This window comes from Pseudomonas sp. IPO3778, assembly GCF_013386825.1.
Classification (GTDB): domain Bacteria; phylum Pseudomonadota; class Gammaproteobacteria; order Pseudomonadales; family Pseudomonadaceae; genus Aquipseudomonas.
Map to the genome: position 1 here is coordinate 1 of NZ_JACARC010000113.1, position 16,321 is coordinate 16,321.

Sequence of the window (16,321 nt, forward strand, 5' to 3'; positions counted from 1 at the left end):
CTTTTCAAAAGTGACCCGCCGTAAGGGCGGAACCATAGGCGGCCGTTACCTAAATAACGGATATACACCCAGCCCAGCCCCACCCGCGACAACCCACTCAAAGCACCAGCCGAATCTGCGCACACAACCCGCCCCCATCCCGATTGCTCAAGGTCAATTCCCCGCCAATCGCCACGGCCAGCTGTTGGGCGATCGCCAATCCCAGCCCGGTACCGCCGGTGCCGCGATTGCGCGAACTCTCCACCCGGTAAAACGGCTGCATCACCTGCACCAGTTCATCCTGGGCAATCCCCGGCCCCCGGTCCAACACCTTGATCGACAGCTCCCCCGACGCCGTCGAGCCCACCTGCAACTGCGCCGCCCCGGCAAATTTCAGCGCGTTGTCCACCAGGTTCACCAGTACCCGACGCAACGCATGGGGCCGCGTGTCCAGCACCACCGCGCTTTTACCGGTGAGGCTCACTTGCTTGTCCATGTCCTGGTAATCAAACACCAGGCTGTCGAGAAACGCATCCAGGTCGATCCGGCAACTGGCCTCGGTGGAGCCGTGCACACTGCGGGCATACGCCACGCCCTCGCGCACCAGATGCTCCATTTCCCCCAGGTCACTCCAGAGCTTTTCCCGGTCCACCGAGTCTTCCATAAACTCGGCGCGCAATTTCATGCGGGTGATGGGTGTCTGCAAGTCATGGGAGATCGCCGCCAGAATCTGCATGCGTTCCTTGAGGTACTCGGCAATCCGCTTCTGCATTTCATTGAACGCCGCCGCCGCATGGGCCACCTCGGTGGGGCCGGTTTCGTCCAGCGGCGTCGGGCGCGCATTCGGGTCGAGGGTTTCCACCGCCCGTGCCAGGCGCGTCAGCGGGCGGATGGCGATACGCACGGCGACCCAGGTGCAGATCAGCAACACCACCAGTTGCAGCACCAGCACCACCGGCAGCCAGAACGCAAACGGGATGGGCTTGGGGTACACGTCAATGGTGACCGGGCTGCCATCGGCCAGGGTCAGGTGCGCCTGGAAGTGTTTTTGCAGGCCCGGGATGTCGCGAAAGGTCAGCGGGTAGTGTTCGCCCAGGGCATCGGTCAGCGAGGTCGCGGCCATGGGCATGTCGTCGCTGGCCATCGGTTCACCGGGTTCGCCGGCATTCAACAGGTAGCGGTAGGCGTTGCGGTCGAGGCGCGGCAGCCAGCTGGGGCGCTCGGCGGCGGGCAGGCGGTCGAGGATTGCGATGGACGTGGATACGTCGTTCTCCAGGTTGCCCAGCATCACGCTGCGGGCGCTCATGTACCGCTCATAGAACTGCGCGCTGAACGACAGCGCGTTGGCGCACAGCAGGCTGACGATGAAAATCACCGACAGTTGCGCCGCCAGGGTGCGCGGCCAGCGGAACGCGAGGGTCATGCCGAGTCCCCAAGGATTTCCACCGCGAGGGAGAACACATAGCCTTCGCTGCGCACCGTCTTGATGTAGGCCGGCTCGCGGGCGTCGTCCAGCAGGCGCTGGCGCAGGCGGCTGACGAGCAGGTCGATGGAGCGGTCGAACAGGTCCGCGTCCCGGCCCTGGGTCAGGTTCAGTAATTGGTCACGATTGAGCACCCGTTGCGGGTGGTCGAGAAACACCCGCAGCAGGCGGTATTCGGCGCCGCTCAAGGCCACCAGGGTGTCGTCTTCGTCCAGGAGGTGGCGGGCGGTGGTGTCCAGGCGCCAGCGGCCAAAGCGGATCAGCCGGCCGCTTTCGGTCACCACCAGGTTGGGTGGCAGCATCCGGGTGCGCCGCAGCACCGCGTTGATGCGGGCCAGCAGTTCACGGGCGGCGAAGGGCTTGACCAGGTAATCGTCGGCGCCCATTTCCAGGCCGATGATGCGGTCGGTTTCATCGTTGCGCGCGGTGAGCATCAGGACCGGCGTGGCCTTGTGCTTGCCCACCCGCAGTTCCCGGCACAGCTGCAAGCCGTCGTCGCCGGGCATCATGATGTCCAGCACGATCAGGTCCACGGGCGTGGTGTCCAGGAAGCTGCGCATCTGCCGGCCGTCAGCGACCACGGTGGTGCGCAGGCCGTTCTTCTTCAGGTAGTTGCCCACCAGTTCGCGGATCTCCCGGTCGTCATCGACAATCAGAATGTGATCGACGTGATCCATGCTGCCTTCCTCGTTGAATAGTCATTGATGCGCAGTCTAGCCACTGCCGGCGGGCTTGCCTTGTGCCCTTTGTATTGCAGTGTATCTGGCAGTGACGAGATACACATCGACGCAAAAAACCGGGCCTGGCCGACACAATCCGGATACCTCCCACGGTTCAAATGAGCCCATCGAGGTCATCCGCCTCGGCCCACTTGAAACCCCGAGGAACTGCACATGAATCTCAAATCCACCTATGCCACCTGCCTGTTTGCCTTACTCGCTGGCCTGAGTGTTGCCGCCCATGCCGAATCCACCGCCAGCCCGCCGGATATCCACCAGGTGGTGTCGATCTCCGAAGAGGCCGGCGGTGCGCTGTGCGGCATCGTCAACTCGCACCTGACCTACCTCGACGCCGAGGGCCAGCGCCATGTCCTCGACTACCGCAAGTTTTCCAGTAACTGCCTTGAAGGCAGCTGAGGAGCCCGGCCATGACCCCACTCAACAGCTTTCTCAGCGCCCTGGCGTTTTCCATGGCGGGTGTGGCGGCGGATGTGAATGCCGCCACCGCGAAAAAACTCACTGGCAGTGAAACCTGCTTCCAGAATACGCCCGTGGCGCAAACCGGCGCAGGTCGCAAACGTGCCGAAATCCCCCCGACTGCAAGGGAGTGCCCATGAACTTCATCCCGATCCTGCGCCGCTTGCGCGCCTCAAAAGGCGTGCTCCTGCTGGCACTGGCCGTTGCCTTGGTGGGCGTACCCAAGGCGGTCAATTACTTGATCAACGACGTCGACGCCGAAAGCATCAGCCAGTCCGATGAGCGCATGCCGTCCCTGGAGGGCGCTGTGGCCTGGCTCAACTCGCCGCCGCTCACGGCCGAAGGCCTGAAGGGCAAGGTGGTGCTGGTGGACTTCTGGACTTACGACTGCGTCAACTGCCAGCGCAGCCTGCCGTACGTGAACCAGTGGGCGAAAAAATACGCCAAGGACGGGCTGGTGGTGATCGGTGTGCACACGCCGGAAAACGCCTACGAGAAAGTCCTGGATAACGTGCGCAGCCAGATCAGGAAACTGGACATCCACTACCCGGTGGCCATCGACAACGATTACCGGATCTGGCGCGCCTTCGATAACCAGTACTGGCCCGCCCATTACTTCTTCGACGCCACCGGCAAAGCGCGCTACAGCCATTTTGGCGAGGGCCGCTATGACAACCAGGAGAAAGTTATCCAGGCGTTGTTGGAAGAGGCCCGGGTCGCCCGCTCAACGTGAGGGTAGTTTCCAGCGCCCACGATACTGTTCGTACTGCGCCACGGGCAGTTGTACCAGCAGCGGGTGTTCTCGCGGGTCCAGCCAGGCGAACAGTTGTTGTATCTGCGCCGGGTCCATCGCCGTGCAACCCAATGTCCCCGCACGATTGCTGCGCCAGATGTGCAGGAAAATACACGAACCGTCGTTGGCTGAGGCCGGCGTATTGTGCTCGACAAAAATCCCCTGGCGGTAGAGCTGGTCCTTGCGCAGCATCTGTTCGGAGCTGGTCCAGTCCTTGTTCACCGCTAAACTGTCGACCAAGGTGTTGTAATGGCTGGACTGGCTGTCGTCCACGCATTCACGGGTGGCGGTGCTGGTGGTGTAAGGCAAACGGGTAGCGGCAGTGGACGCGTAGCCGAAGGCGCTGCCGAGCGTGAAGATTCCGGCCGGAGCCTTGCCATCGCCTTCACGCTTGAGGGGCTGCTGGTCGGGGGCGGGTGTTGTAAGGCCGGTGCCCCAGGCCATGCCGTTTTTGCCCACCACGATAGCAAACGGTTCACCGACTTTCTGAAAGCCTTGCCCGTGCCGTTCGTAACGTTGTGCCGTGCCCTGGATGGCGTTCCAGTCCGGTGTGGTGACCACGATCAGTTGCCGGCTGTCGTCGGGGATTTGTGCGAACGCCACGTTTGAAAGCAGCGCCAGGAGCGCCCCACAGGTTTTGATTAGAGGGTTCAATGTCGTTCAATCCTTGAAAGTAGGGAAGCCTCAAACGCTAGTTTTGGCCGCGGATTTTATCAAGCCGAGGCTGTATGGCGATGTTACGGCATGGGGTTGATCGGGAAGTCCATGGGCTCGGCCTTGACCGGGTTGCGGCTGTACGTGAAATGCCACCACTCGCCGGCATAACCGGTAAAGCCTTGCTTGCTCATGGCGGCGGTGAGCCGTTGGCGATTGTGCCGGGCCGTCTGACTGATCCCGGGGTTTGCGGTGTGCGCCAGGTCATCGAAGCAGTCAAAGCCGGTGCCCATGTCCAGGCCGCCATCGGGCAGACGCCGCCCATAACCGGCGGTGCAATCCACCGCTGGGGTGTGGGCGGTCCAGGGTTGGACCGGCAGTGCATCGGGGCCCGTCAGGGTCACGTCCACAGCAGCGCCCCGGGAGTGGTTGGAGACTTTGGCCACATAACCCAGGCGCCAGAAGTCTTGTTTGTTCACCCGGGGATAGAATTCGGCCTTGGCCGGATCGCCCGGCAGATTGGCGAAGCGGCCCATGTTCGCCACCGCACGGCTGGGGCGGTAGCAGTCGAATACCTTCAGGCCGTAACCCTGCCTGGCCAGCTCGGCTTGCACCCGCACCAGTGCCTTGGCGGCGTCGGCAGACAGTACGCATTCTGCGGCGTTGTAGCCGTCCAGCGGCGCGCCGGTAAAGTTATGGGCGCTGGCGTAACGAATGTCCTGCTGGATGCTCGGGTCAAGGTTTCGCAGGTAAACCATGTTGGCCGGCCTGGGCGTGTCTGCGGCGACCGGCGCGGCAAGCACGATGAGGGTCAGGGCGGCAAGGGAGGAGGCATAGTAGGGCATGGCCGGGCTCGGACGGTGGCTTAAGCGCGCCACACTAGCAATGCCCGGCCCGTGCCGCCAGTGTTACGGCGCGGGGCCCGGCACGAACGCCACGCTGCCACCGTCACGCTTGTGGAACAGCCGCTCGCCATTGTCCGGCTGGGTGCGAATCACCTGATGATCGCTGCCCAGGTAGGCCACTGGTGCCGGCGCGTCCTTGGAGTACTGCGCGATGATAATCGTGCGCTGCGGGTCGAAGTGGCGGCCGCTGGTTTTGTCCAGCCACGCCATGAATGCTGCACTGTCACCCTGGCGCGGGAAGTCCTGGGTTTCAGCCACGTAGTAGAACGGCGCACCGTGGTTTTGCAGGTACATCGGCACCTTGTTATCGACTTCCACCATCACCATCTGCCACTCATTCCACGGCGCGCCTTTCACTGCCTGGGCCAGCACGTCATCGGCAAAACGGCTCACGCCGCCATTGCCATTGGTCCATGGGTACACCACCCCAAGCACCAGCAGCATCACCCCGGCGGCGATGCCGAACCCACGGTACCAGCCCCGGCCGACGGTGCCTTTGCGGGCAATACGCTCACTGACCCACCACGCCGCCAGCAACTGCGCGAACGGCACCAGAGGCAGCACGTAGTAACTGCGGCGGCTGCCACTGGCGGTGAAGAACACAAACAGCAGGCCCAGGCCCCACACCAGCCAGCGCGTATTGGGCGGGGTGTCGCGCCAGTGCCGCACGGCGAGCCACAGGCCGAGGATCCAGCACGGCGCCCAGGGCAAGGTGTAGGCGGGCAGGTAGATCAGGTAGGTGTAGATCGGCCCCATATGGTCGAACGGGTCGAAGAAGCGCACCACGTTTTCCCGGAACACCAGTTCCAGGCCGCTTTCACCGTAGGTCGGCGCGCCATAGAGGTGGGACAGAACAAACGGAATCGAATAGAACGCGCCGGCGATGATCACGGCCAGCACCAGGCGCAGGTTGAGGTGGCGCCTGTAGCGCTGTTCGCTGAGCAGGTGTGGCAACAGCACCAGGCCCGGCAGCACAAAACCGATCAACCCTTTGAACAGCGACGTGGCCGCCAGCAACAGGAAGAACACCGTGTAGCGCCCCAGCCGCGTATCGTCCGGCCCGCGCCAATACCACCACACCGCTGCCAGCACGCCGCACACGGTCAGCACATCCGCCGTGGCGACCCGGGCCCAGAAGATAAAGTAGAAGGTGGTCGCCAGCATCCAGCCGGCAATCAGCCCGGTGCCCTTGCGGAACAGGCGCTCGCCGATCAGGTAGACCAGCCAGATGCTCAGCCACGCCGAGATGACCGAGGACAGGCGCAACGACCACGGCCCCAGGCCGCCCATCAGGTTGGCAAAGCCGGTGATCAGCCAGTACGACGGCAGGGGTTTGTCGTAATACGGCGTGCCCTTGAGGTACGGGTCGAAGTAGTCGCCGCTTTGCAGCATCTGCAAGGTGATGTTCGCCCAGCGGGTTTCCGGGCCCCACAGGTCGCGGGCGCCCAGGCCCAGCAACAGGATCACGGCGGATACGCCAAGGAGCAGCAGCAGGGCGCCGCGCTCGGTTTTCCAGAAGGTCATGGGGCAGTTCCAATGTGGGGTAAGTGTTGAATGGGTCACCCCACCTTAGTGCGGCTGTGTTACGGCAGTTGCGGGTAGATGATGATCTCCAGGTCGCCCTTGTAATAACGCTTGCCCCCCAAGGGCAACTGACCGGCTTCGCGCATTTCGCTGGTGCTCCTGACCCGCATCAGCACGCCCACCGAGCCTTGTTGGCGCGCCTGCTTGAGCCAGGCCTGAACGCTGTCCAGGTCGACCTTGCGGTGCATCGAGTCGGCGTATTGCAGGCCGTAGCGCAGCTCGCCTTCGGTGTCGTAGAACGTCACTTCGGGCCGGCGCAGGCGCCATGACAAGGCGGAGGCCGAGCCCAGTTCGTTACTCAGCAACGCGTGGGTCTGTTGCAGTTCGTCCAGGTGCTGGAGCACAAACTGGTCAGGCATCTGGTTGTCTTCAATCAGCGCCGGCATGCCCGCCGGCAACAGCGCCACCAGCAGGCCGATGCCCAGGGCCGGCATCGCCCACAGTGTCAGCGGGCGGAACGCCTGCAGCAGGTTAACGAGCATCCAGCCCATCAGCACGATGAACGTCAGGGACAGGTTGAACATCTCGCTATGGCTGTTGCCGTACAGCGGCCTGTCGATTTGCAGGTAGATCAGGGTGACCATCGCCCCCAGGCCGATGCCCAGGTTGAGCAGGCCATTGACGCGCAGCGTGCGGGTGCGGGCGGTGGCCAGCAGATCGACCAGTGCGTGCCCCATCAGCAGCGCCAGCGGCAGCAGGCACGGCATGATGTAGGTCGGCAACTTGCCGTTGCTCAGGCTGAAAAAGCCCAGGGGCAGCAGCACCCACAACGCGAGGAAGACCATGGCGGGTTGGCGCTTGTCCTTCCAGGTCTTGCACAGTGTCGCCGGCAGCAGTGCCGCCCACGGCAGGCAGGACACCACCATCAGTGGCAGGTAGAACCACCAGGGCCGCGCATGTTGGGCGTTGTCGGCGGCGAACCGGCGGATGTGCTCATGCCAGAAAAAGAAGCGCCAGTAGTCCGGCTCCTGCAGGTGGATCGTCAGCGCCCACGGCAGGCACACCACCGCCGCCACCAGAATCGCCAGCGGGCCGTAGCGCAGCAGTTCCCCCAGGCGACGCTGCCAGAGCATGTACGGCAGGGCGATCAACACCGGCAGCAACCACGCGAGGAAGCCCTTGGTCATGAACCCCATGCCGCAGGCCACACCCAACAATGCCCAACTGGCGAGGCGCGCGCGCGGGGTGGCGCTGTCGAGGGCAAACCACAGTGCCGCCAGGCTCAGGTTGACCCAAAAGGTGAATTGCGGGTCCAGGTTGGAGTAACCGGCTTGCCCGGCCACCAGGCCGAAGCTCATATAGAGCAGCGCGCAGGCAAAACTCTTGCGCGGGTCGTTCCACACCCGGCGGGCGACCAGGTAGGCGAGCATGACGCCCAGGCCGGTGGTCAGGGCAGAGGCGATGCGCACGCCGAACAGGTTTTCACCAAAGATCGCCTGGCCCAGCGCGATCAGCCAGTAACCGGCGGCAGGTTTTTCGAAATAGCGCACGCCCATGAAGTGCGGGGATACCCAGTTGCCGCTCATGACCATTTCCTGGCTGATCTGGGCGTAGCGGGTTTCGTCGGGAATCCACAGGCCGTGCAGACCCAGTGGCAACAAATAGAACATCACGAATGCCAGTAGCAACACCGGCAAGGGTTTAAGGCGGGTCATGGTTATTGCACTCTCAGGCGGTATTGACGGCGGATCAGCAGAAGCGCTGGAACCGCCATGCGCGAGGGGGTAAGAGGAGTCAGGGTCGGGTAAAAATACGCCACAGAACGTTATTCCTTAAACAGTCTGTTAGTGGGGGCGGAACTGAATATCCTTGCACCCCCAGTCAAGCTTGTTAAATAGGTGGCGTCCAATCAGTCATCATCATGTTGTTAATGTGTGAAAAGTTAGCAAGCTAATAATCGAGTGAAAAAACGCCTATTAAAACTGTAAAAAATGCCACAGTCCGGCTGTCTTTTTGCTGAACGAATTTGAATGATTAAATGTAAAGAAGTGTCCTAGAGTTGTTTAAGCGCGGCGGCCCAATCCTTGCTGTTCATAATGCCCAGCGCTTTGAACTTTCCGTTGGGCAGAAGTTTTACAAACAACGCACTGCCGTACTCGGCATGGGCGGCGTGCTTGAAGCCCAGTGTTTCTTCAAAATCGCTGATGCAGGCGCTGTGGGTGACCACCAGCAAGTTGCGATCCGGCTGCTTGTGCGGACGCAGTTCCTCAGCAATTGCAGGGCCGCAGATGGCCAGCGGGCCCAAGGCCAATTCGGACTTGCCGAACATGAACAGCGAGGTTTGTGCGGTGCGGGTGGTGGGGCTGCTCAATACGTCGGTATTTTGCATGCCCAGTGCCTGGAAGGCCTTGCCGGTGGCGGTGGCGGACAACGATCCGAGGGTGGTCAGGCCGTCTGCCGGCCCCAGGCAGGTATTGGTGGAGCGGTCGCAGCGTTCTTCATGCCGTACCAGCACCACCAGGTCTCCGTTGCGCCAGGCCTCTACAGCGCCGGAGGTGAGCAGGCGATGGCCCACACCCAGGTCGAGGGGCGACCTTGGCCACATTATAAATGCCGTCACTGCCAGGCTGACTATCCCGACACCCACCACGCTAAGCCATAGCGTGCTCAGCTGTTTCAAAAAGGCCCAGCGCGAGCGAGACTTGCTCAGAGTCAGGTCAACCACACTATTCACCATTATTATTAACTTCCACGCGTAATCCAGTAACTGGCAAGGGCAAGTTAGGCAGGGCGCAAAGGGACAAGCGCTTATGCAGGAATGCACAAAAGCGTGTCACAGGCGCGCTGTCTTTTTGCTGAACATACCGATATTAAAAATTGTTCACTTGCACTAACGGGCGTTTGAAAATAACCGGCCTGTTATCTGCTCATGGGGGGCAATTTAAAGTGCGGCAGGTGGCAGCCGAGTGAAATCAATGTGAAAAAATTGCAGGGGGTCATGGGGCGCTCCTTTTACCCATGGTTGTGACATAAAAATGTGACAACCGTTATTCTCGGCCTCAATCCAGGAACCGGTGGGGTAGGGTGATGCTGCAGGTACAAGGGGTATTCAAGCGTTACGGCACACCGCAAGGGCCGTTGGCCGTGCTGGCGGGTGTCGACCTGTACCTGGGAGCGCGCAGCAGCCTGGCGCTGATGGGCGAGTCCGGCAGTGGCAAAAGTACGCTGCTGCATCTGGTGGCGGGGCTCGACCAGGCAGACCGTGGCAGCATCCAGGTCGGCGATCAACGCCTGGACCAGATGAGTGAGGCGCAACTGGCCCACTGGCGCCGCACCGAGATCGGCCTGGTGTTCCAGCAGTTCAACCTGATCGGCAGCCTGCGGGTCGAAGACAACCTGGCGTTCCAGGCGCGCCTGGCCGGGCGCTTCGATCCGGCCTGGCAAGCGCAGTTGGTGGAGCGCCTGGGCCTGGGGGACTTGCTCAAGCGGTACCCCGAGCAACTGTCCGGCGGCCAGCAGCAACGGGTGGCCGTAGGCCGCGCCCTGGCGTCGCGCCCCGGCTTGTTGCTGGCGGATGAACCCACCGGCAACCTCGACGAAGCCACCAGCGACGACGTGCTGCAACTGTTGCTCGACCTGCTGCAGGACAGCCCTACCAGCCTGTTGATGGTCACCCACAGCCCGCGCATCGCTGCGCGCCTCGACCAGCAGGTGGTGCTGCACCGCGGCCAGGTAGTCGCTGCGGACGCCTGCTGAAGTGCGCGTCTTCTACTGGACATTGCGCGCGCTCATCAGCCATTGGCGCCGTCACCCGGTGCAGTTTTTCAGCGTGCTCACCGGCCTGTGGCTGGCCACTGCGCTGTTGACCGGCGTGCAAGCCCTTAACAGTCAGGCGCGGGACAGCTACGCCCGGGCCAGCCAACTGATCGGCGGTGAACCCCAGGCCAGCCTCAGCGCGCCGGACGGTGCCAGCTTTCCCCAGGCCTTATTTGCCGAACTGCGTCGCGCGGGGTGGCCGGTGTCACCGGTGGCGCAGGGCCGCGTGACCCTCAAGGGGCATGAAGACCAGCGCCTGCAAGTGATGGGCGTCGACCCGGTGTCGTTGCCCGGCGGTGGCGCACTGGCCGGTCAGACCCTCGACCGGGCGCAGATGGTCGCCTTCTTCAACCCGCCGGGACGCACCTGGATCGCGCCGCAGACCTTGCAGGCGCTGGGCCTGAAAGAGGGTGATCAGCCACTGACGGCCGCCGGGCTGGCGCTGCCGCCACTGCACGCTCAACCGGACATGGCTCCCGGACTGTTACTGACCGATATCGGCTTCGCCCAACCGCTGCTGGACATGCCGCAGCGCCTGTCGCGGTTGTTGCTGGACAAGGCCTTTGCCGCCGCTCATCCCGCCTTGCCGCCGGAATTGGGCACGCAACTGCAGCTCAAGCAGGCCGAGGAAAACAACCTCGCGCGCCTCACGGAAAGCTTTCACCTGAACCTCGATGCGCTGGGATTTTTGTCCTTTGTGGTGGGCCTGTTTATTGTGCACGCCGCCATCGGCCTGGCCCTGGAGCAACGGCGTGGTCTGCTGCGAACCCTGCGTGCGTGCGGGGTGAGTGCGCGGATGCTGATTCTCAGCCTGGCGGTCGAACTCGGTGGCATGGCCGTGCTGGGCGGCCTGGTGGGCGTGGCCAGCGGGTACCTGCTGGCCAGCCTGTTGCTGCCGGACGTGGCCGCCAGTCTGCGTGGCCTCTACGGTGCCGAAGTACCCGGCCAATTAAGCCTCAGCCTGTGGTGGTGGCTCAGCGGACTGGGCCTGGCGTTGCTCGGCGCCTTGCTCGCCGGGGCCAGCAGTGTGTGGCGGGCGGCGCGTTTGCCGTTGTTGGCACTGGCCAATGCCCAGGCCTGGCACCAGGCCCATGGGCGCTGGCTGCGACGCCAGGGCTGGGTGGCCGGCGCGGCCTTATTGATCGCGTTGCTGGCGCTGGTGTTCGGTGACAGCCTGGCCAGCGGCTTTGTGTTGATGGCGGCCTTGTTGCTGGGCGCAGCCCTGGGCTTGCCGGTGGTGCTCAGCGGTGTACTCAAGGCCGTGCTGGGTCGCAGCCGTTCGGTGCTGGGCCAATGGTTTCTCGCCGATTGTCGCCAGCAATTGCCGGCCCTGAGCCTGGCGCTGATGGCCTTGCTGCTGGCGTTGGCCGCCAATATCGGCGCGGGCTCGATGACCTCGGGATTTCGTCAGACCTTCAATAACTGGCTGGAACAACGCCTGACGGCCGAGCTGTACCTCAACCCGCAAAACCCGGCCCAGGCCGAGGCGTTGCAAACCTGGCTGGAGCAGCAACCGCGGGTGCGAACTGTGCTGCCGACCTGGCAGGTCGCGGTGCAGCTGCAAGGCTGGCCGGCGGACCTGTTCGGCGTGGTCGACGACGCCACTTATCGTCAGCATTGGCCGTTGCTGGAAGCGGTGACTGACCCATGGGACACGTTGCTGCAAGACGACACCCTGATGCTCAGCGAGCAAATGGCGCGCCGGCTCAAGGTGCGGCTGGGCGATGTCATCCCCATCCCTACGCCCCAGGGCCTGTGGTCGCCGAAGGTGGTCGGCATTTACGCCGACTATGGCAACCCCAAGGGCCATCTGCTGGTGAATTCACGGCACCTGCTGCAGCACTGGCCCGGGTTGTCGCCGGCGCGTTTCAACCTGCGGGTATTGCCGGGCGACGTGCCACTTCTGGTGCGCGAGGTACAAACCCGGTTTGCCCTGGAAGACAGCCGCATCGTCGACCAGCAACAGCTCAAGGGCTGGTCGAGCCAGGTCTTCGAACGCACCTTCGCCGCCACGGCGGCCCTGAACAGCCTGACCCTGGGCGTGGCCGGCGTGGCGTTGTTCATCAGCCTGTTGACCCAGAGCCAGAGCCGCCTCGGCCAACTGGCGCCGTTGTGGGCGCTGGGGGTGACACGACGCCAATTGATGCTGCTCAACCTCGGCCAAACCTGGCTGCTGGCGGTGCTGACCCTGGTGCTGGCGTTGCCATTGGGTCTGCTGCTGGCCTGGTGCCTGGATGTGGTGATCAACGTCCAGGCCTTCGGCTGGCGGCTGCCGTTGCAGGTGTTCCCGTGGCAACTGGCGCAACTGCTGGGCCTGGCGATGCTGGCCACCTTGCTGGCGTCGGCCTGGCCGTTGTGGCAGCTGTACCGCAGTCGCCCGGCGGATTTGCTGAGGACCTTTGCCCATGAAGATTAAGTGCCTGCTGTGGGCGACATTCCTGTTGCTGGGCGCCTGCGATAAACCGCCTGCGCCTGAAGAAAGCTTCGCCGGGCTGGGCAGCCAGGCCGCGGACTTTGCCCAAGTGGTGCCCGGCAAGGTTTTCAGCTTTCCCGAGGACCACGGGCCCCATGACGGCTATCGCATCGAATGGTGGTACCTCACCGCCAACCTCAAGGACGCCGACGGCAATGCCTATGGCGTGCAATGGACGCTGTTTCGCAACGCGCTCAAGGCCGGGCCGACGCAACCGGGCTGGCACGACTCGACGATCTGGCTGGGCCACGCCGCCGTCACTTCGGCCACCCGCCATTACGCCAGCGAACGCTACGCCCGTGGCGGCGTGGGGCAGGCCGGGGCCCAGGCGGTGCCGTTCAATGCCTGGATCGATGACTGGAACTTTGCCACCCGGCCCGGCGCCGCCAGCCCCCTGGCGGATATGCAACTGGCGGCTGCGGGCGAGCACTTCAACTACGACCTGCACCTGACCTCCAGCCGCCCGCTGGTGCTCCAGGGCGACAACGGCTACAGCCGCAAATCCGACCAGGGCCAGGCGTCGTACTACTACAGCCAGCCGTTTTTCCAGGCCGATGGCCGCGTGACCATCGACGGCAAAACCTACCAGGTCAGCGGTACCGCCTGGCTCGACCGCGAGTGGAGCAGCCAGCCCCTGACCGCCAGCCAGACCGGCTGGGACTGGTTCTCCCTGCATCTGGACAGCGGGGAGCAGTTGATGCTGTTTCGGGTGCGGCAGAAAGACGGGCCGTCTTACCTGACCGGCACCTGGATCGACCCGCAGGGCCACACCCAGACCCTGCACAATCAGGACATCCAATTGACGCCACTGGGCATTACGGCCATCGATGGGCGCAGCATTCCCACCCAGTGGTCACTGAAAATCCCGGGCAAGCACCTGGACATCACCACGCAAGCGCTCAATCCAAACGCGTGGATGAACCTGAGCATTCCTTACTGGGAAGGGCCGGTGAAGTTCCAGGGTGGGGTGGGGTACCTGGAGATGACCGGGTACTAATTGTAAGAATCGGCTTACAAAATACTGGACATATATACAGCTATTAATTAGATTTCATCCCAGGTGACCGGATGTCACCGGTTACCTGAGCTTCAATTTTTTAACTATGGATGGATAAAAAATGAAATCTAAAAAAGCCTTTGTACTGGGCGCAGCCATGATGGCTGTCAGCTTCGTTTCGGCCTTCGCCCTGGCCGAGCAATACCCGTCGCAGAGCAACGTGCACCTGAGCGAAAAAAGCTTGAGTGCAGCGGACAAGAGTGGCCTGAAATCCGGGGGCAAAGTGCAAGCCACAGCGTCTTCGGCGCAGGTGCTGGATAAGCTCAAGGTCGCGCAAAAAGCCAAGCCCCTCGGTGTATCGAAGACGGTTGCCAGCGCGGTGAAGCATTCTGAAAGCGTGCAGGTTTCACCGGTGGTCCCGCTGGTGAAACCGGCGAAGGCGCCTGCTGCCCAGGCCGCGTTTGTGCCGCTGTGCGACAGCCTCGATATCAACGTCGGTTACAGCTATGACGGCTTGCTGAGCGGCGAATCCCAGTGCTTCCACTTCAATGTGCCAGCCAAGGCCAAGGTGCAGATTTACCTTGCCGGCCAGCAGCCGGGTACCGAAATGGCCCTGACACTGTTCCAGGACGACGGTCAGAACAACCTGACGGCACTGATCACGTCCGATAACCCGGGCAACAGTGACGAGATCATCAGTGGCATCCTTGAAGCCGGAGATTACTACTGGTTCCTGGAGGCCAAGGTGGCTGACGGTTCGGCCTTCGACTTCGGCGCGATCGTCAACACCGCGATCGACGCCTACGAGCCTAACGACACCCCGGAAACGGCCTTCGCCTTGCCAGACGGTTTGAATTACCTGACGGGCAACCTCGACAGCCCGGACGACCTTGATTACTTCGACTTCACCGCGGTACGCGGGCAGGGTGTCAGCCTGTTCCTCGGCGATGACGACAAGGGCCTGCGCAACCAGTGGATTTTCGAGTACTTCAATGGCAGCACCTGGGTCACCATTCCGGGTGGTTCGACGGCGACCTTCCCCAGCCGGGCGCCGGGCTTTGTCTACAAGGCGCGTGTGCGGGCCAACCCGGCCGAGGTGTGGGATGCCACGTCCGAGTACACGCTGACGTTCGGTTCAAGCCCGCACCTGGGCGCCTTCAATGTGAAGGGGGGCACGGTGACCCGGATCCCGGTGGGCATCGTGCCTCTGGCGACCCAGGCCGGACGTAACATGACCTGGTCCACCGAATGGAAAGACAGCACTGGCGTACCGTTGGTGGGGGTTACTTCACTGCTCAAGGTCGACAAACGCTTTGTTCCGGGCCCGGACTTCCACTGGACGGTCTTCCCGGCCATCACCGACAGTGCTGGCAGTACCTCGGGGAATGCGGAGTTGGGCGGTTGTGTCGGTGACTACCGTGCCCAGTACTACGACAGCAGCACCGGTGTGAAGTACCTCTGGGACACCTGGTACAACGTCGGCGGCTGGCGCATCGACCTCAAGGAACTGCCGAATGTCGGCGTCGGTGGCGATAACGTTCCCTATGTGAGCCTGGGGCATATCTGCAGCCAGGACATCATTGGCCGATAAGGGCGCATAAGCATCCTTCCGAGCATTGGACGCCCCACTTAGGTGGGGCGTTTTTTATTGGCTCTTTTTTGATTCGCGGGTTTGCGGTTCCCGGTGCAGGGTACCGAACAGGTAGTCCATCAGCGGCAGGACGATATTGAAATTGCGCCCCTGCATCAGTTCGCGGCGGTGATGCAGGGCGTGCAGGTGGTGCATCTGGCGGATCCACGGCAAGCGGGCCACGGGGTGGTCGGGGGGCAGGTGTTCGCAGGCGTGGAAAAACTCGTAGAGCAGGTAACCGAGGATCATGCAGCCGGCGAACAGGCCGGCGGCGTTGGGGTTGAGGTGTTTGAGCAACCACCAGGCGGGGAGGGTGATGACCAGGCTGTGGAGCAGGATGAGCCAGGCGGGGAACAGGATGACGCGCCAGTCTCGCGGGCTGTCGTAGGTCATGTGGCCGGGGGTGAAGAAGCTGTGGTGGTCGCCGGTGTGGCGGGCGTAGAACAGCCGGGCGAAAGTGTGTTTGTGGTGGCCCAGGTGGCGGTGGACGAGGTAGATGCACAGGTTGAAGAAAATCAGGGTGAGGGGGATGGTCAGCCATTCCAGCAGTTGGATGTCGTGGGTGGTGGACCAGAACAGGCTGACGCAGAGCAGGCCGTAGCCGAACACGAAACCTGCGTGGAGCCAGGGGTTGTAGTGGGGGGTGATGCTGGCGCGGTAGGTCGCGCGGAAGGCCTCGGTGGGGTGGGTCATTGGGGGCGCTCGGTGTTGTTTTTGTTGGGGGGTGAGAGTAGTTGGGATTGGGGGATTTGCTTGACTTGGCGGCCTCTGGGCCGACCAGGTTGTGGGGTTGTGTTGAGTACATATCCGTTGCTGCGGTAACGGCGGCTTAGGGTTCCGCTCTTACAGCGGGTCACTTTTGGCAAACGCC

14 protein-coding genes and 1 pseudogene are annotated in these 16,321 nt (G+C 62.8%); 7 read left to right on the plus strand and 8 right to left on the minus strand.

Going from position 1 to position 16,321, the window contains the following annotated elements:
* Positions 1-97 precede the first annotated feature (97 nt).
* Together HX855_RS32625 and HX855_RS32630 are read right to left on the minus strand one after the other, a co-directional pair.
* Positions 98-1,402, minus strand: a complete 1,305-nt coding sequence (locus tag HX855_RS32625; RefSeq protein ID WP_177090984.1) for an ATP-binding protein — start codon at positions 1,400-1,402, stop codon at positions 98-100.
* The gene (locus HX855_RS32630) at positions 1,399-2,139 is read right to left on the minus strand and encodes a response regulator (RefSeq protein WP_177090982.1); all 741 of its coding nucleotides are present in this window, start codon (positions 2,137-2,139) and stop codon (positions 1,399-1,401) included. The genes HX855_RS32625 and HX855_RS32630 overlap by 4 nt, the downstream gene beginning before the upstream one ends.
* Positions 2,140-2,355: 216 nt before the next feature.
* On the opposite strand from HX855_RS32630, the gene HX855_RS32635 reads away from it, so the two are divergent.
* From HX855_RS32635 to HX855_RS32645, 3 genes and pseudogenes are all read left to right on the plus strand, one after another.
* Positions 2,356-2,598 carry a DUF2790 domain-containing protein gene (locus HX855_RS32635; protein ID WP_177090980.1) on the plus strand — a complete coding sequence of 81 codons (243 nt, stop codon included), beginning with the start codon at positions 2,356-2,358 and terminating at the stop codon, positions 2,596-2,598.
* 11 nt (positions 2,599-2,609) lie between these two features.
* Positions 2,610-2,798 (plus strand): hypothetical protein, encoded by a 189-nt coding sequence (locus tag HX855_RS32640; RefSeq protein WP_177090978.1) that lies wholly within the window; start codon positions 2,610-2,612, stop codon positions 2,796-2,798.
* 29 nt (positions 2,799-2,827) lie between these two features.
* Positions 2,828-3,391: pseudogene (locus tag HX855_RS32645) on the plus strand (thioredoxin family protein); the annotation flags it as partial.
* Here HX855_RS32645 and HX855_RS32650 read toward each other — a convergent pair.
* The 5 genes from HX855_RS32650 to HX855_RS32670 all read right to left on the minus strand — a co-directional run bounded on the left by HX855_RS32650 (position 3,383) and on the right by HX855_RS32670 (position 9,271).
* Positions 3,383-4,105 carry a L,D-transpeptidase gene (locus HX855_RS32650; protein WP_177090974.1) on the minus strand — a complete coding sequence of 241 codons (723 nt, stop codon included), beginning with the start codon at positions 4,103-4,105 and terminating at the stop codon, positions 3,383-3,385. The pseudogene HX855_RS32645 and the gene HX855_RS32650 overlap by 9 nt on opposite strands.
* Positions 4,106-4,188: 83 nt before the next feature.
* Positions 4,189-4,950 carry a M15 family metallopeptidase gene (locus HX855_RS32655; RefSeq protein ID WP_177090972.1) on the minus strand — a complete coding sequence of 254 codons (762 nt, stop codon included), beginning with the start codon at positions 4,948-4,950 and terminating at the stop codon, positions 4,189-4,191.
* A gap of 63 nt (positions 4,951-5,013) precedes the next feature.
* On the minus strand, positions 5,014-6,534 hold the full coding sequence (locus tag HX855_RS32660) for a glycosyltransferase family 39 protein (RefSeq protein WP_177090970.1): 1,521 nt from the start codon (positions 6,532-6,534) through the stop codon (positions 5,014-5,016).
* Positions 6,535-6,593: 59 nt separating this feature from the next.
* Positions 6,594-8,249, minus strand: a complete 1,656-nt coding sequence (gene arnT, locus HX855_RS32665) for a lipid IV(A) 4-amino-4-deoxy-L-arabinosyltransferase (RefSeq protein WP_177090968.1) — start codon at positions 8,247-8,249, stop codon at positions 6,594-6,596.
* A 338-nt stretch (positions 8,250-8,587) separates the two neighbouring features.
* Positions 8,588-9,271, minus strand: a complete 684-nt coding sequence (locus tag HX855_RS32670; protein ID WP_177090966.1) for a histidine phosphatase family protein — start codon at positions 9,269-9,271, stop codon at positions 8,588-8,590.
* Between the two features lie 350 nt (positions 9,272-9,621).
* Here HX855_RS32670 and HX855_RS32675 point away from each other — a divergent pair, with 350 nt between their 5' ends.
* From HX855_RS32675 to HX855_RS32690, 4 genes are all read left to right on the plus strand, one after another.
* Entirely contained in the window at positions 9,622-10,290 is a 669-nt protein-coding gene (locus tag HX855_RS32675; RefSeq protein WP_177090963.1) for an ABC transporter ATP-binding protein, read from the plus strand.
* A gap of 1 nt (position 10,291) precedes the next feature.
* Positions 10,292-12,766 (plus strand): FtsX-like permease family protein, encoded by a 2,475-nt coding sequence (locus HX855_RS32680; RefSeq protein ID WP_177090961.1) that lies wholly within the window; start codon positions 10,292-10,294, stop codon positions 12,764-12,766.
* Positions 12,756-13,820, plus strand: a complete 1,065-nt coding sequence (locus tag HX855_RS32685) for a lipocalin-like domain-containing protein (RefSeq protein ID WP_177090959.1) — start codon at positions 12,756-12,758, stop codon at positions 13,818-13,820. Before HX855_RS32680 ends, HX855_RS32685 begins: the two co-directional genes overlap by 11 nt.
* A 121-nt stretch (positions 13,821-13,941) precedes the next feature.
* Entirely contained in the window at positions 13,942-15,411 is a 1,470-nt protein-coding gene (locus HX855_RS32690) for a PPC domain-containing protein (protein WP_177090957.1), read from the plus strand.
* A gap of 54 nt (positions 15,412-15,465) precedes the next feature.
* On the opposite strand, the gene HX855_RS32695 is transcribed toward HX855_RS32690, so the two are convergent.
* A complete protein-coding gene (locus HX855_RS32695) occupies positions 15,466-16,143 on the minus strand; it encodes a sterol desaturase family protein (protein WP_177090955.1) in 678 nt (225 codons plus the stop codon).
* Positions 16,144-16,321: the final 178 nt, after the last annotated feature.

What these genes read in the sequence shown, in the direction of transcription:
- arnT (WP_177090968.1), bottom strand. Translation starts at nt 8,249, where the DNA reads ATGACCCGCCTTAAACCCTTGCCGGTGTTGCTACTGGCATTCGTGATG.
- HX855_RS32640 (WP_177090978.1), top strand. Translation starts at nt 2,610, where the DNA reads ATGACCCCACTCAACAGCTTTCTCAGCGCCCTGGCGTTTTCCATGGCG.
- HX855_RS32660 (WP_177090970.1), bottom strand. Translation starts at nt 6,534, where the DNA reads ATGACCTTCTGGAAAACCGAGCGCGGCGCCCTGCTGCTGCTCCTTGGC.
- HX855_RS32675 (WP_177090963.1), top strand. Translation starts at nt 9,622, where the DNA reads ATGCTGCAGGTACAAGGGGTATTCAAGCGTTACGGCACACCGCAAGGG.
- HX855_RS32690 (WP_177090957.1), top strand. Translation starts at nt 13,942, where the DNA reads ATGAAATCTAAAAAAGCCTTTGTACTGGGCGCAGCCATGATGGCTGTC.
- HX855_RS32630 (WP_177090982.1), bottom strand. Translation starts at nt 2,139, where the DNA reads ATGGATCACGTCGATCACATTCTGATTGTCGATGACGACCGGGAGATC.
- HX855_RS32655 (WP_177090972.1), bottom strand. Translation starts at nt 4,950, where the DNA reads ATGCCCTACTATGCCTCCTCCCTTGCCGCCCTGACCCTCATCGTGCTT.
- HX855_RS32695 (WP_177090955.1), bottom strand. Translation starts at nt 16,143, where the DNA reads ATGACCCACCCCACCGAGGCCTTCCGCGCGACCTACCGCGCCAGCATC.
- HX855_RS32685 (WP_177090959.1), top strand. Translation starts at nt 12,756, where the DNA reads ATGAAGATTAAGTGCCTGCTGTGGGCGACATTCCTGTTGCTGGGCGCC.
- HX855_RS32670 (WP_177090966.1), bottom strand. Translation starts at nt 9,271, where the DNA reads ATGGTGAATAGTGTGGTTGACCTGACTCTGAGCAAGTCTCGCTCGCGC.
- HX855_RS32635 (WP_177090980.1), top strand. Translation starts at nt 2,356, where the DNA reads ATGAATCTCAAATCCACCTATGCCACCTGCCTGTTTGCCTTACTCGCT.
- HX855_RS32625 (WP_177090984.1), bottom strand. Translation starts at nt 1,402, where the DNA reads ATGACCCTCGCGTTCCGCTGGCCGCGCACCCTGGCGGCGCAACTGTCG.